Origin of the sequence: Microbacterium gorillae (assembly GCF_050990725.1) — a bacterium.
Classification (GTDB): domain Bacteria; phylum Actinomycetota; class Actinomycetes; order Actinomycetales; family Microbacteriaceae; genus Microbacterium; species Microbacterium gorillae_A.
In genome coordinates this window covers 3,827,847-3,842,649 of sequence record NZ_CP158844.1, presented here as the reverse complement: position 1 = coordinate 3,842,649, position 14,803 = coordinate 3,827,847, and the positions used below count along the sequence as shown (strand labels likewise).

At 68.0% G+C, this 14,803-nt stretch carries 13 protein-coding genes; 11 read left to right on the top strand and 2 right to left on the bottom strand.

Features of this window, described 5'->3' with window-relative positions; translation table 11 throughout:
* The first annotated feature begins 80 nt into the window (after positions 1–80).
* Positions 81–992 (top strand): sugar kinase, encoded by a 912-nt coding sequence (locus ABTV68_RS17780; RefSeq protein ID WP_433675007.1) that lies wholly within the window; start codon positions 81–83, stop codon positions 990–992.
* A gap of 56 nt (positions 993–1,048) precedes the next feature.
* Here ABTV68_RS17780 and ABTV68_RS17775 read toward each other — a convergent pair whose 3' ends face one another.
* Together ABTV68_RS17775 and ABTV68_RS17770 are read right to left on the bottom strand one after the other, a co-directional pair.
* On the bottom strand, positions 1,049–1,726 hold the full coding sequence (locus ABTV68_RS17775; protein ID WP_433675006.1) for a hypothetical protein: 678 nt from the start codon (positions 1,724–1,726) through the stop codon (positions 1,049–1,051).
* A gap of 123 nt (positions 1,727–1,849) precedes the next feature.
* Positions 1,850–2,716, bottom strand: a complete 867-nt coding sequence (locus ABTV68_RS17770; protein ID WP_433675005.1) for a spermidine synthase — start codon at positions 2,714–2,716, stop codon at positions 1,850–1,852.
* A 326-nt stretch (positions 2,717–3,042) separates the two neighbouring features.
* Here ABTV68_RS17770 and ABTV68_RS17765 point away from each other — a divergent pair, with 326 nt between their 5' ends.
* The 10 genes from ABTV68_RS17765 to ABTV68_RS17720 all read left to right on the top strand — a co-directional run bounded on the left by ABTV68_RS17765 (position 3,043) and on the right by ABTV68_RS17720 (position 14,797).
* Positions 3,043–4,353, top strand: coding sequence for a sugar ABC transporter substrate-binding protein (locus ABTV68_RS17765; protein ID WP_433675004.1), 1,311 nt, complete (start codon positions 3,043–3,045; stop codon positions 4,351–4,353).
* A 13-nt stretch (positions 4,354–4,366) separates the two neighbouring features.
* Positions 4,367–5,344 (top strand): carbohydrate ABC transporter permease, encoded by a 978-nt coding sequence (locus ABTV68_RS17760; RefSeq protein ID WP_433675003.1) that lies wholly within the window; start codon positions 4,367–4,369, stop codon positions 5,342–5,344.
* The gene (locus ABTV68_RS17755) at positions 5,341–6,171 is read left to right on the top strand and encodes a carbohydrate ABC transporter permease (protein ID WP_433675002.1); all 831 of its coding nucleotides are present in this window, start codon (positions 5,341–5,343) and stop codon (positions 6,169–6,171) included. The genes ABTV68_RS17760 and ABTV68_RS17755 overlap by 4 nt, the downstream gene beginning before the upstream one ends.
* On the top strand, positions 6,168–7,661 hold the full coding sequence (locus tag ABTV68_RS17750; RefSeq protein ID WP_433675001.1) for a glycoside hydrolase family 3 protein: 1,494 nt from the start codon (positions 6,168–6,170) through the stop codon (positions 7,659–7,661). The genes ABTV68_RS17755 and ABTV68_RS17750 overlap by 4 nt, the downstream gene beginning before the upstream one ends.
* A gap of 238 nt (positions 7,662–7,899) precedes the next feature.
* Complete coding sequence (locus ABTV68_RS17745; RefSeq protein ID WP_433675000.1) at positions 7,900–9,792, top strand: Ig-like domain-containing protein; 1,893 nt, start codon at positions 7,900–7,902, stop codon at positions 9,790–9,792.
* A 99-nt stretch (positions 9,793–9,891) separates the two neighbouring features.
* On the top strand, positions 9,892–11,109 hold the full coding sequence (locus tag ABTV68_RS17740) for a CaiB/BaiF CoA transferase family protein (protein WP_433674999.1): 1,218 nt from the start codon (positions 9,892–9,894) through the stop codon (positions 11,107–11,109).
* A complete protein-coding gene (locus ABTV68_RS17735; RefSeq protein WP_433674998.1) occupies positions 11,106–11,906 on the top strand; it encodes an HpcH/HpaI aldolase/citrate lyase family protein in 801 nt (266 codons plus the stop codon). The genes ABTV68_RS17740 and ABTV68_RS17735 overlap by 4 nt, the downstream gene beginning before the upstream one ends.
* A 112-nt stretch (positions 11,907–12,018) precedes the next feature.
* The gene (locus tag ABTV68_RS17730) at positions 12,019–13,041 is read left to right on the top strand and encodes a LacI family DNA-binding transcriptional regulator (RefSeq protein WP_433674997.1); all 1,023 of its coding nucleotides are present in this window, start codon (positions 12,019–12,021) and stop codon (positions 13,039–13,041) included.
* Positions 13,038–13,955 carry a carbohydrate ABC transporter permease gene (locus ABTV68_RS17725; protein WP_433674996.1) on the top strand — a complete coding sequence of 306 codons (918 nt, stop codon included), beginning with the start codon at positions 13,038–13,040 and terminating at the stop codon, positions 13,953–13,955. Before ABTV68_RS17730 ends, ABTV68_RS17725 begins: the two co-directional genes overlap by 4 nt.
* Positions 13,952–14,797, top strand: a complete 846-nt coding sequence (locus ABTV68_RS17720; protein ID WP_433674995.1) for a carbohydrate ABC transporter permease — start codon at positions 13,952–13,954, stop codon at positions 14,795–14,797. The genes ABTV68_RS17725 and ABTV68_RS17720 overlap by 4 nt, the downstream gene beginning before the upstream one ends.
* The last annotated feature ends 6 nt before the right edge of the window (positions 14,798–14,803 follow it).

Genomic DNA, 14,803 nt, shown 5'->3' with positions numbered 1-14,803 from the left:
ACAGTGGCCTCGGGCGACGGGCGTCGAGGGCCCGCTGACTAGACTGACAACAGCCCCCACCCGCCTGATGAGAGCAGAACATGAGCGAATTCGCACCGTCCCCCACCGGAGTCCTGTGCGTGGGGGAGACGATGGGCGTGGTCACCACGAGCGATGCGTCGCCCGTGGTCACCGGGACGAGCTTTCTGCTGGAGACCGGCGGCGCCGAGTCGAATGTCGCCGCGCACCTGGCGACACTGGGCGACGATGCGGCATGGTTCAGCGCGCTCGGTGCGGACGCGGTCGGCGAGCGCATCCTGCGACGCCTGCGCGCGGCGGGTGTCGATGTCTCGCTCGTCGAGGTGCGTGAGGGCGAGCGCACCGGTCTGTACCTCAAGGACCCCGGAAACGGTGTCGTCTACTACCGCGCCGGATCCGCGGCGAGCCGGCTGAACGCGGACGACGCGCGTGCGATTTCTCTGGAGCGCTTCCGCGTGCTCCACCTTTCCGGCATCACGCCGGCGCTGTCGCCGTCGTGCCGCGAGTTCGCGTCGGTTCTCATCGAGCGAGCGCACGAGGCGGGCGTCCTGGTGAGCTTCGACGTCAACCACCGCGCGGCGCTCTGGCCCGATCTGCAGACCGCCTCCGACGTGCTCCGCGCGTTCGCCGAGCGAGCCGACATCTGCTTCGTCGGACTTGACGAGGCCCAGGGGCTCTGGGACGTCGAGACGCCGGCAGACGTGCGAGCACTGCTCGGCGGCGTGCGGATCCTCGTGGTGAAGGACGGCCCGATCGGGGCGACCGAGTTCGACGACGACTCAGAGACGTTCGTGGCAACGCCTCCCGTGGAGGTCGTCGAGCCGGTGGGAGCAGGCGACGCCTACGCGTCCGGCTGGCTGCACGGCTTCCTGGCGGGTCAGTCGGCCGAGGAGCGCCTGCTCACCGGCCACGTGCGCGCGGCGCGGACGCTGCGCTCCGCCGGCGATCTTCCCGACGACATCCCGCGCGGCTAATCCCGCCCCTCCCCGTCAGAGGCGGGGCAAAGTCCGCCCGTCGAGGCACGCCTCGTTCAGCGGACGGCCGCGTCCTCGGCGTCGCGCGAACGGTTCTCCACGGGGCGACGGATCAACGATTCCCGACGCGCGGCGTCGACGCGGGGCTTCTCGGCGGGCGCGTCGCCCATGGAAAGCCGAGCCTCCAACGCGTCGGCCACCGGAGTGGCCTGGTGCGCGGCGTCGCGCGCCCAGCGGCGATCGGCCGCATCCACATACATCAGGATGGACTCCAGCTCACTCTCGTCGGCACCCGCCTGCTGGCGAAGGAAGAGGGACTTCTTGAAGTCGTGCCGCGCCTGTGAGTAGTCGGCGTTGTCGAAGTTGAGTCGGCCGCGGTGCTGCACGGCGAAGGCGGCGATCCCGGGCCAGCCCTGACCCTCAGCCTCCTCGGCGCACATCGTCAGCTCCTGCTCCGCGGCGATGCTGCCGCCGCGGGAGTGGACCACCGTGGCGTGCAGGATGCGAGCACGCAGCAGATCCTTGCGTGTGCCACCCATCCGGGCCTGACGCACGGACTGCTCCGAGACCTTCAGCGCATCGTCGAACTGTCCGAGCACCTTCAGCAGCCACACCCGCTCCAGCAGAGCGGGGAGGCTCCGCTGGGCGCTGATCTCCTCCAGGCGAGCCTCGCACTCCTTCGGATCGATCAGCTCGCGCAGAGTCTCCGGGTCATACCCGCGGATCAAGCTCACTCGTCGCTCCCTTCCCGATGGCGCTGTTCCTAGTGTGTCAGCGGTCTGCCGTGTGACCCCTGTGGCACACCGATGTCCTGTCTCGTCAAACCCCAGATGGCTCCAGTCGCGAGCTTGCGCATGTCAGCGATCGAAGATGGACGCATTGGGGCGCGGAGAGGCGACGGCATCGGCGTCCGTCACCGGGAGAGCACCCGACGCGAGCTGGTTCACTTCGCGATCCGTCGCGATCTTCGCGGGATGAGGACCTGCCGCCAGCAGTCGCGGAAGCCAGTCCGTGGGCAGCGGTGCGCGGGATGCCGCCAGCACGAGGTTGCCGAATCGGCGGCCCTTCAGCACCTGCGCCTCGGCGAGCACTGCGACGTGGGGGAGCACCTGACGCAGCGTTGCGATCTGCCGACGTGTATAGGCCAGGCCCGGTCCATCCGCGACGTTCACCAGCACCACCCCGTCGGCGGCGAGAAGCTTCGCCACCGACGTGTAGAACTCCACCGAGGTGACGTGTGCCGGAGTCTGCGCTCCCGCGAACACATCGCTCACCACCAGGTCAACCTGGCCGAGGATGCCGCCGGGCATCTTCTCGACGCCGGCGCGAGCATCGCCGATGCGCACACGGATCGCCGCACCGCGTGGCAGCGGAAGGTTCTCGCGAACCAGGTCCCACAGGCCCGGCTCCAGCTCGATCACCTGCTGGCGCGAGTCGGGCCGGGTGACGGCGATGTACCGGGGCACCGTCAGCGCCCCACCGCCGAGGTGCACCGCGGTGAGAGGCTCGCCGGCGGGCTTCAGGACATCGATCACCGCGCCGATGCGGGCGATGTACTCGAAGTGCAGATGCGTGGGATCGTCCAGGTCCACGTGGGACTGGGGTGTCTCATCCACCAGCAGCTCCCAGCCGCTGGTGAACTCGCTGCGTGCCACGCGCGCCAGCGTTCCATCGCTCAGCCGCACCCGCGGGGAGTCGGGTTCTTCTCTGCTGCGTCGTGCCACCCTTCGAGGGTACTCGCGCCCGTGCGCGCACAGCCGGGGAGGCGTGATCAGAGGACGCGTTTCTGCGCGCGGATTCATCATCGAGAGACCTCGCTCGGGTCTGGTCCTGACCTATCCGGATCGGGACAGAACCCCGAAATTCCGCGCCTAGACTGGTGTGACGCGGCATTCTGCCGGAGTGTCACGAATTTCCACGCTTGATAACGATCCTGAAAACTTTTTGTCATTTCGCTGACCGGTCCGTAGACTCACGAGAAATGTAAGTGCTCCTAACAAAGCACGACCACAGCCTCCCGGGCCGCCCGGGTTTCAACGAGGAGACAATCGTGAACAAGCGCATGTTGACCGTCGCCGCTTTCGGCGCAGTCGCGGCCTTCGGCCTGACCGCCTGCTCTTCCGGTGGTTCCACCGGTGCCGGCGAGGCCACCGTGAACCCTGAGGACAACAAGGACGTGACCATCACGGCCTGGATCATGCAGGGCACCAACCCCGACTCCAGCGCGTACCAGGAGAAGGTCGCCGCGGCCTTCAAGGAGAAGACCGGCGCCACGGTCAAGTTCGAAGAGGTCCAGTGGGCCGACGGACACGACCGCTTCGTCACGAGCATCGCCGGTGGCACCACCCCCGACGTCGCCGAGACCGGCACCACCTGGACCCCCGAGTTCGCCGACGCCGGCGCGCTGCTGGAGCTGGACGACTACATCGACTCGGTCGACGGCCTGAAGGAAGACCTGGTTCCGGGTCTTGAGGAGGCCGGCACCTACGACGGCAAGCTCTACGGCATGCCGTGGTACGCCGGTGTCCGCTCCATCATCTACCGCGCCGACATCTACGAAGAGCTCGGCCTGTCGGCTCCCAAGAACTGGGACGACATCATCAAGAACGGTGAGGCCATCAAGGCCGCCCACCCCGAGATGGCCGCGTTCGCGGTTCCCGGCAACGCCGAGTTCCAGGTCTACCCCTGGGTCTGGGGTGCCGGCGGCGAGGTCGCCGTCAAGGACGGCGACAAGTGGAAGAGCGAGCTGGACTCCGACAAGTCCGTCGAGGGCCTGCAGTTCTACACGGACCTCGCCACCAAGTACGGCTTCTCCACCGCGGGTGCCACCACGTGGAAGGAGACCGACGTGCGTGACGCGTTCACGAGCGGCACGGTCGCCACGATGATCTCCGGCTCCTGGACCCCGAAGTCGCTGCTGGAGAAGAACCCGGAGCTCGAGGGCAAGATCGGCGCTGCCGTGATCCCGGCCAAGGACGGCGGCATCGCCGGTTCCGTGCTCGGCGGTTCGCACCTATCGGCGTTCAACACCACCAAGCACCCGGAGCTCGCGTGGGAGCTCATCAAGATCATGACGACCGGTGAGCTCGCCACCGAGTGGGCCAGCCAGACCGGCTACTTCCCCGGCGTCAAGAGCGGCATGGACGAGGCTCTGAAGTCGACCGACCCGCTGGTCGCCCCGTTCGCCGAGCAGATGGTCGACGGCGGCGCTTCGGTCCCCGTCACCCCGAAGTTCGGTGCGGTTCAGGCCAAGCAGACCACCAACACGATGATCCAGTCGATCCTCAGCGGACAGAAGGACGTCGCCACGGCGACGAAGGACGCCGCTGCGGAGATGACCGACATCCTCAACCAGAAGTAATCCGGGGCGCGCCTTGACCTCCATCCAGGCGCCCGCTCCCGCCCCGGGCGCGGCGACTTCGGTCGCCGCGCCCTCGGGCGCCGGGCGTGGCCGACGCTTCATCACCATGGCCAAGGCACGGCCGTGGCTGCTTCTCGCACCCGCCCTGGTGATCCTCGGCGGCCTGATGATCTGGCCGCTGATCCGGGTTGTCATCATCTCGCTGCAGAACTACGGGCTGCGCGAGATCAACACGGGCAAGACCAACTTCAACGGGGTCGACAACTACCTCGAGGCGTTCAGTTCGCCCACCCTGTGGACCGTTGTCCTTCCCAACACCGTCGGCTTCGCGATCGTCTCGGTGCTCGGCACCGTCGCCTTCGGTACGCTCGTCGCCCTGCTCCTCGCCCGCCTCGGCACCACCTGGCGCACCATCGTCTCCAGCGCCATCATGGTCGCGTGGGCCATGCCCGCCGTCACCGGCACCTACGTCTGGACCTGGGTCTTCGACGCCGACAAGGGTCTCGTGAACTCCCTGCTGCAGGGGGCCGGGATCATCGATGAGCCGGTCAACTGGTTCACCAACCGCTGGTCGTTCTACGGCATCGTGCTGCTGAACGTCATCCACCACGGCTTCCCGTTCATCGCGATCACCATCCTCGCCGGCCTCCTGGGTGTGTCCAAGGAGATGCTGGAGGCGGCCGAGCTCGACGGTGCGAACGCCTGGACGCGGTTCTGGCGCATCACGTTCCCCACCCTGAAGCCGGTCTTCTCCGTGGTCGTGATCCTTTCGACCATCTGGGACTTCAAGGTCTTCGCGCAGGTGTACCTCATGCCCGGTGGTGCCGGCTCCAACCGCGAGCTGCTGAACCTCGGCGTGTGGAGCTACATCGAGTCCTTCGGTCAGAACCGCTACGGCTTCGGTTCCGCGCTCGCGGTGCTGCTCACGCTCGTGCTGATGGCCATCACCGCGGTCTACATCCGCACGCTCTTCAAGGAGGACCAGCTGTGAAGCAGAAGAGCCTCGCCGGCAAGGTCGGCATCGGCATCGCGGTCGCCGCGCTGTTGATCTTCACGCTGTTTCCCGTCTACTGGATGATGAAGTCGGCCTTCGACAAGCGCGCGGGCGACGGCGGATCCTCCTTCCTGCCGAAGGAGTTCAGCTGGGACAACTTCGCCTACGTGCTGGGCGACGCCGGCTTCGGTCTGTATCTGCGCAACTCGCTGATCGTTGCCGCGGTCGTGGTGCTCATCAGCGGATTCGTCGCGCTGCTGGCCTCCGTGGCGGTGGCCCGATTCCGCTTCAAGTTCCGCACCACCATGCTGATGATGATCCTCGTCATCCAGATGGTGCCGCTCGAGGCCCTCGTCATCCCGCTGTTCCTGCAGGTGAAGAGCCTCGGACTCCTCAACTCCCTGCTGGGCCTCATGGTGGTCTACGTCGCGCTCTCGCTGCCGTTCGGCATCTGGATGCTGCGCGGCTTCGTCGCCGCGGTCCCGGTCGAGCTCGAAGAGGCCGCGTATGTCGACGGCGCGTCGTGGTGGCGCATGTTCCGCTCGGTCATGCTCCCGCTCACCATGCCGGGCCTCGTCGCCACCAGCGTGTTCTCCTTCATCACCGCCTGGAACGAGTTCATCTTCGCGATGACGATCCTCGGCTCCGAGAGCGATCAGTACACCGTTGCCATCGGTCTGAAGTCGTTCTTCGGTCTGCACTCCAACGACTGGGGCTCCATCATGGCGGCCTCCACGCTGATCACCCTTCCGGTGATGATCTTCTTCGTGATCGTGCAGCGTCGCCTGAGCTCGGGCGTCGTGGCGGGGGCGGTGAAGGGATGACCTCCGAGGACGACCTCCGTCGCCTCGCGAACGGTGTGCTGTGGCCGGGCTTCCTCGGCCGCAGCGCGCCCGCGTGGCTGCTGGACGAACTGCGGGCGGGACTCGCGGGTGTCGTCTACTTCGCTCAAAACGTCGGCGACGAGCTGGCACAGCTGAGCGCCGACCTGCGCGCCGCGAATCCGTCGATCCTGATCGGCATCGACGAGGAGGGTGGCTCGGTCACTCGCCTCGAGACGACGAACGGATCCACGGTGCTGGGTGCTGCCCAGCTCGGCTTCCTCGATGACCTCGACGCCACCCGTGCCACGGGGGCGGAGATCGCGCGTCGCCTGCACGCGATTGGCGTGAACGCCCAGCTCGGACCGGACGTGGATGTCAACACCGACCCGCGCAACCCGGTGATCGGCGTGCGGGCGTTCGGTGATGACGTCGATCTGGTCTCGCGTCACGGCGTGGCGCAGGTTGAGGGCATTCAGGCCTCGGGTGCCGTCGCCGCGTGTGTGAAGCACTTCCCGGGTCACGGTGACACCCACGTGGACTCGCACCACGACCTGCCGACGCTGCGCCTCACCGAAGAGCAGCTGGCCGAGCACCGTGCGCCGTTCCTCGCCGCCATCGCGGCGGGCGTGGACATGATCATGACCGCGCACATCGTGATTCCGCAGTTCGGAGCGCTCCCCGCGACACTGAACGCCGAGATCCTCGGTGGGCTGCGTGCGGACGGCTTCGACGGCGTCATCGTCACCGATGCGCTCGACATGGCCGCGATCCGCGAGACCTACGGACTCGGTGCCGGTGCTGTCATGGCGCTGCAGGCCGGAGCCGACCTGCTGTGCATCGGCAACCCCACCAACCCGGGTGAGGCGATGGCAGAGGATCAGGACGAGCGCGACTTCTTCGCCGTGCAGTCCGCCGTGATCGCTGCTCTTCGCGACGGCACGCTTTCCACCGAGACGGTGCAGGCTGCGGCTGAGCGCGTTGCGCGCCTCGGACGACGACTCGCGGTGGCCACTGCGGGTAACGATGCGGCCGCGTTCGACGCTCAGGAGCTCGCCGACCGTGCCGTGACGGTGCGCTCGGGTGAGAGCCTGTCGCCCGCTGCATCGGCGGTCGTGGTGGATGCGCGCAAGCGTGCCTCCTTCGCCGTGGACAGCGCCGCGTCCTACGTCTCCACCGTCCTGGCGGCAGGCGGAACGGTGTTGCGGGTGGACCCTGATCGTGCGACCGATGCCGAGCGGACGGCGGCGATTGCTGCCGCCGTCGCCGATCCGGCAGAGCGGATCATCGTCCTCGTGGATCGAGTGGCCGTGGATGCGGCTCAGCGTGACGTCGTCTCGGCCGTGGCCTCCACCGGTGCCGATGCCGTCGTGGTCAACACGGGCATCCCTCTCAGTGCAGACGCCGCGCAGTGGCCGATCCCGCTGGTGCAGGTGCGGGCATCCAGTCGACTCGCCGCGCTCGCGGCGCGGAAGGTTCTCATCCGCGACTGAGTTCGTTGACAACGGGCGCATCTCCTCGGGGATGCGCCCGTTGTCGTCTCTGGAGTTATCCACAGATGCGCCATATGCGGGTGGCAGTGCCTGCCCAGCTTGCTAGCGTCGGACGACACGATCGGGGCCTGGGGGCACCCGATGGTTTTCTGCTCGGGAAGTCGGTGCATGCCGTCCTCCGGTCGCGACGGTTCTTCCGCTCGCGTCGCGAGCGTCCGTCACGATCTGGGGGTCATTCATGCGCCGAATACTGGCGTCCGCATTCGTCGCCGCCGTGCTGGTCGCGGGGACCGCTCTCGCGGTCGCACCCGCGGCGAGCGCCGCCGAGCGGCCGGTCGATATCACCAATCCGCAGGTGCTGCTCGGCGGCGAGTCCGTCGACCCGAGCACGCCGCTCACGACCAACGACCAGCTGCGGTTCCAGGCGGACTGGCACGTCGCAGGACAGGTGAACGCCGGCGACACCTTCACGGTGCCGCTGCCGTCCAGCTTCGCCTCCGTCCAGTCCGCCCCGTTCTCACTGTTGGACGAGACGGGCACGCCGATCGCGCGATGCGAGTACCAGCCCACGACTATCGTGTGCACGTTCCTCCCCGACGGTCCGTATCGCGATCCGCAGGGCGACATCTGGTTCGTCGGCACCCTGGAGGAGACGGCCGAGGGCGAGCCAGGGCCGGTCTGGGAGGTCGGCGGCGGAGCGATCCCCCTGCCCGTTCCCACGCCCGCCACCCCGGGAGAATGGCGACCGGGATTCGGCACCGACAAGTCAGGCAGCGGCGAGATCATCGACGACAAGGCCGTGCTCACCTGGAACATCCTGATGTGGCCTGGCAGCAGTCCCGACGACGCACAGGCGGTGCGTCGCTTCGATGTGAGCGACACGCTCACATCGACCTCGCCGAACCAGCCCCACACCCTGGTGGCGGACTCCTTCCAGCTCACTCGCTATCAGCAGGACCCCACCGACCCCACGAAGGGTCTCATCGAGACGCGCATGAATCTGCCGCTGGACGGCAGCTATGTCGCCGGATACCCCAACTTCCTCGGTGAGACCTTCAGCGCACCGGTGGTCGATGGCTCCGGCACGAGCTTCACGTTCTCGATCGACGACATGGCCTTCGGCTACCAGTACCGGCTGCGCTACACCTCGGTCGCCACCGGTGCCGTGTCCTTCGAGACCGACCTCTTCGCCAACGATGCGCTCGTCAACGGCGAGTCCAAGGACGCCACCGTGACGCCGAAGGCGTTCGGCGGCGGCGGCGCGGACGCCGGTGAGTACACCTCGTTCGCGGTGTCGAAGCGACTCACGAACAACTCCGACGCGGAGCTTCCGGACAGCTACGAGCTCACCGCAACGTCGGGGGACATCAGCGAGACCATTGCGGTTCCCGCTGACGGCACGCTGGTGAACTCCGGCTACTACGCGGCCGACACCCCGATCGTGTTGTGCGAGAAGGTCCCTGACGTCGACGACATCACGTGGAAGCCCTACACGATCACCGGTGCCGGCGTCACGGGTCCGGATGCCAACGGCTGCTACACGCTTCTCGGCGTCGGCGGCCAGCGGGTGGAGATCGTGCTGACCAACGTCGCGGACGCCGTGACGCCGTCACCGTCCCCGTCGGTCACGCCGACGCCGACTCCCACGCCGACTCCGACGGTCACGCCCACGGCAACGCCGGAGCCCACCGCCACCCCGACGGTGACGCCGGAGCCGACTCCGACCGCAACGCCGACGCCGACTGCGACTCCCACGGTGACACCGGAGCCAACGCCAACAGTGACGCCGGAGCCCACGCCGACGGTGACGCCGGAGCCCACAACAACCCCCGGGCCGACTCCGACAACCACGCCGACAACAACGCCGGAGCCGAGCGTGACGCCGGAGCCGAGCGTGACGCCGGAGCCGAGTGCGACTCCCGAGCCCACCTCCACACCGGACCCGTCGGCAACGACGCCGGCCGCTCCCGCGTCGCCGCCAGCTCCGTCGAGTTCCGCGCCGCGCGGTACGTCGCTGCCCACCACGGGTGCCGATGGTGGCGTGCTCGGCGGTGGTGCGATCGCTGCGGTCGTGCTGGCCGCGCTGGGCGCCGCGCTGGTGATCGCCCGACGCCGCTCCAGCGTCCGCTGATCCGCGGCTGACCCGCTGACCTGACGACGTACCCCCGGTGCCGCGAGAGCGGCACCGGGGGTACGTCGTGCGTTTGTAGCCGTCGGAGTACCATGTCGCATGTTCGAGCCGTCAGATCTGGAAACTGTTCCGCAGCCACCCCTCGCCGGCGTCAGGGTTCTCGATGTGTCCACGCTGTTCGCCGGTCCGCTGGCCGCCACCTTCCTCGGCGATTTCGGCGCTGATGTCACGAAGATCGAGCACCCGCGTCGTCCTGACGCCGCCCGAGGACACGGGCCACAGAAGGACGGCGTGAACCTGTGGTGGAAGACGCTGGGCCGCAACAAGCGCACCCTGACGCTCGATCTCAGCGCCCCCGCAGGCGCGGAGATCCTGCTGCGTCTGGTCGCCGAGGCCGACGTGATGATCGAGAACTTCCGCCCCGGCACTCTGGAACGCTGGGGACTGTCACCCGAGCGGCTGTTCGACGTGAACCCCCGACTCGTCCTCGCGCGCGTGACGGCGTTCGGACAGTTCGGTCCCTACGCCGGCCGACCGGGGTTCGGGTCGCTCGCCGAGGCGATGAGCGGATTCGCCGCACTCACCGGGGCGCCGGACGGACCGCCCACGCTTCCGCCGTTCGGGCTGGCGGACGGGATCACGGCGCTTGCCACGGCATACGCGGTGATGGCCACGCTCCGCGCCAGCGAACGCGACGGCGTGGGCCAAGTGGTGGACATGGCCATCATCGAGCCGATCCTCATGCTCCTGGGCGGGCAGATCACCGCGTGGGACCAGCTCGGCATCGTGCAGCCGCGCACGGGCAACCGCTCCGTGAACAACGCACCCCGCAACGTTTACCGCAGCCGCGACGGCGTGTGGCTGGCAGTCTCCACCAGCTCGCAGTCGATCGCCGAACGGGTCATGCAGCTGGTGGGCCGAGCCGATCTCACCGAGGAGAGCTGGTTCGCCAGCGGTCATGAGCGGGCCCAGCACGCTGACGAACTCGACGAGGCCGTGCAGCAGTGGATCGGCGCGCGCGACGCGGACGATGTGATCTCGCGCTTCGAGGAGGTGTCCGCGGCGATCGCGGCCGTGTCGGACGTGCGGGGAGTCGTCGCCGATCCGCAGTACGCAGCGCTGGGGACGGTGACCCGCGTCCCCGACCCGGATTTCGGCGACATCGCGATGCAGAACGTGCTGTTCCGACTCTCCCGCACCCCGGGCTCGATCCGGTGGACGGGACGCGCGCACGGCGCGGACACCCGGGAGGTACTCACCGATCTCGGGCTCAGCGCGCAGGAGATCGACGACCTCGCCGAGCGAGGTGTCGTATGACGCGCCTGACCGGGCTCTACGTGCCCGGCGACCGTCCGGACCGATTCGAGAAAGCCGTGAACAGCGGTGCCGATCTTGTCGTCTTCGATCTCGAGGACGCCGTCGCGCCGGCGGCCAAGGCACCAGCTCGATCCCTCGTGGTCTCCTGGCTCCAGGATCGTGCCGAGTCTCTGGGCATCGGCGTCGAGGTGCGCGTCAACGCGGGAGACGTCGACGATCTCCGGGCGGTCGCCGACCTTCCGCCCTCCGTGGGCATCAGGCTCCCCAAGACCGAGAACCCCACCCTGCTCGATGACGTCGCCGCGCACATCGGCGACCGTCCCCTCACCGCACTCCTGGAGTCAGCCCGCGCCGTGCTGGATGCGCGGGCCATCGCCGAGCACCCCGCCGTCACGGCGATCGCACTGGGCGAGAGCGATCTGCGCAGCCAGCTCGGGGGAGGGGAGCCGGTCCTCGACCACGCACGCCTCACCGCGGTGTTCGCCGCCCGTGCCGCCGGACTCGACGCGCCGATGATCTCCGTGTTCCCGCGTATCGCGGACGAAGCGGGCCTCATCGCCGACACCCGTCGCGGCGCGGATCTCGGCCTCGTCGGCCGCATGGCCGTGCACCCGCGCCAGCTCGCCCCTATTCGAGCCGTGTTCGCGCCCACGCCCGGCGAGATCGCCTGGGCGCAGGAAGTGCAGTCCGCCCTCGAGGCCGGCGGAGTCGCCACGCTGCGCAGCGGCGAGATGGTCGACCCCGCGATGCAGGGCCGCGCGATCGCGATCCTCCGCGCCGCGGAACAGCACGGTTGACAAGCCCGTACCCCCACCCCTAAGGTCTCTGCACCACACAACCGCCGGATTTGGAAACGTTTCCAACGGGGCACCGTGGAAACGTTTACAGACAAGCTCGACGAGGAGCACCATGGGCGACAAACCGACACTGCACGAGGTGGCCGCGACCGCGGGCGTTTCGCTCGCGTCGGCGTCTCGGGCACTCACCGGACGCTCCGCCAGCCCTGACATGGTGCGTCGGGTCCGCCAGGCCGCCAAGAGCATCGGCTACCTGCCTGATGCCACGGCGCGACAGCTCCGGCTGGGCGGACGGCGCCAGGTCGTCTTCGCCGTGGACGACATCGGAAACCCGAACTACGTGCAGATGCTCCGCGCGATCGAGGCCGAGCTGGGCGACACCATCCGCCTCAGCGTCTCCGCCACCGGGCGGGGCCCGGACCAGACCGTCGACCTGGTCCGCAGCCTCAGCATGGGAGCGGGGGACGGCCTCATCATCTCGCCGCTGCGGGTCTCGCCCGCGCTGCGGCAGGCCCTCTCCGAGACCGTTGTCCCCGTCGTGGTGATCGGCAACCTGCACTCCGATCTCGGGATCGACTCGGTGTTCGTGGACTCGTCCGCCGCCATCGGGATGATCATCGACCACCTCGTCTCCCTGGGACGCACACGGATCGGCGCGATCCACGGCCCGGGCAACACGAACCCGGGTGCCGCTCGCCGTGCCGGTTTCGTCGCCGCGATGCAGCGTCACGGTCTGGCGGTGTCGGAGCACGCACAGATCACCGCTCGCGACTTCACCTCGACCGCCGGCATCGACGCGGGAACCGAGCTCCTCGCGCGCCGCCGCCAGGCCGGGGTCGAACTCGACGCCATCGTCGCCGTGAACGACCTGATCGGCATCGGCGCGATCCACGCGGCGCACCGCCTCGGGCTCCGTGTGCCCACCGACCTCGCCATCACTGGCATCGACGACACCGAGCTCGCGGCCATCTACCTGCCCGGCCTCACCACCGTCTCTCTGCAGTCCGCCGATCGTGGTCGGCTGGCTGCCCGCATGCTGCTGTCCCGCTTTTCCGATCCCACCCGTTCCGCACAACACGCGACCGTCGAGGCCACCCTCGTCGTCCGCGGCTCGACTTCGCTGGAGATGTCATGAGTGCACCAACAGTGACCGCGCGTCGGGGCGGGCTGGCCCGCACCCGACGCAACGAGGCGATCGCCCTGGCGATCCCCACGGTCCTTCCCATCCTGATTCTGAGCGTCGTCCCACTCTTCGTGGGTGTGGCGACGGCGTTCACCGACTCGCGCCTCGCGCGCAATCACGACACGCAGTTCGTCGGGCTGCAGAACTTCCTCGATCTCGGCTCCGACACGCAGTTCTGGCAGTCGTTTGGCATCGGCATGATCTGGTCGGTCACCGTGACCGCCCTGCAGTTGATCGGCGGACTGTGCCTCGCCCTGCTGCTGAACACGGACATGAAGTTCCGCGGCATCACCCGGGTGCTGGCTCTCATCCCGTGGGCCATGCCGCCCGTGGTGGTGGCGGTGATGTGGCAGATGATCTACTCGCCGACCAACGGGCCGCTCAACTGGCTGATCGAGACGCTGGGGGGTCCCGCCAACATCAACTGGCTCGGTGACTTCTCGCTCGCGCTGCCCGCCGTGATCCTCGTGGGCGTCTGGGTGGGAATGCCGCAGAACACCGTCGTGCTGCTGGCGGGGCTGCAGAACGTCCCGGGCGAGCTGCAGGAAGCGGCGGCGGTCGACGGTGCGAGTGCCTGGCAGCGGTTCTTCCACGTGACGCTGCCCGCGCTGCGCCCGGTGATCTTCTCCATCACGAGCCTGAGCTTCATCTGGAACTTCAACTCCTTCGGCATCGTCTACGTGATGACCGAGGGCGGCCCCGGCGGCCGGACCATGCTGCCGATGCTGTTCACCTATCTCGAAGCGTTCAAATCCCGCAACACCGGCAGCGCCGCCGCGATGGGAGACGTCATCGTCATCTTCCTGGTGGCGATCCTCACCGTCGCGCTCTGGCGCCAGCTGCGTTCAGACAGGAGCGAGTCATGACCTCACGAGTCGCGCGTCGTCGCACGGTACGCATCCTGCAGTACCTCGCTCTCGCCGGGTTCCTGATCTTCCTCGGCTTCCCGCTGCTGTGGCTGCTCTCCACCGCCTTCAAGTCGTCGGCGGAGATCAACTCGCTGTCGGTCAACCTGATCCCGGCGCAGCCGACGATCGACAACTTCATCGCGGCATTCGAGCGGCAGGGCCTGCCGCGTGCCGCCTGGAACAGCCTCGTGGTCGCGGTGGTGACAACGATCTTCACCACCGTGATCTCCATCCCCGGTGCCTACGTCATGGCCCGGTACAAGGGGCGGATGCGAGCGGTCGGCGTCGGCTACATCCTGGTGAGCCAGATCTTCCCCGTGATCCTCGTGATCATCCCGCTGTTCTTCATTCTGCGAAGCGCGGGACTCGTGGACTCGCTGCTCGGCCTGATCGTGGTCTACACCGTCTATACGCTGCCGTTCTCGCTGTGGATGCTCCAGGGCTACGTGTCGGCGATCCCGTTCGACATCGAAGAGGCCGCGTCCATCGACGGTGCGTCGAAGTTCACGGCGATGCGCACCATCGTGTTCCCGCTGCTCATGCCGGGCATCGTGGCGACGGCGATGTTCAGCTTCGTCTCGGCGTACAACGAGTTCTTCTTCGCGCTCGTTCTGCTGCAGAACCCGGACAACTACACGCTTCCCATCGCGCTGGCGACCTTCGTCGGCGGCGAAGGAAAGGTCGCCGTCGGTCCGCTCGCCGCCGGTGCACTCCTGGCCAGCATCCCGAGCATCGTCTTCTTCTCGCTGCTGCAGAAGCGCCTCGCCAAGGGGCTCATCTCCGGCGCCGTGAAGGGCTGACCCGCA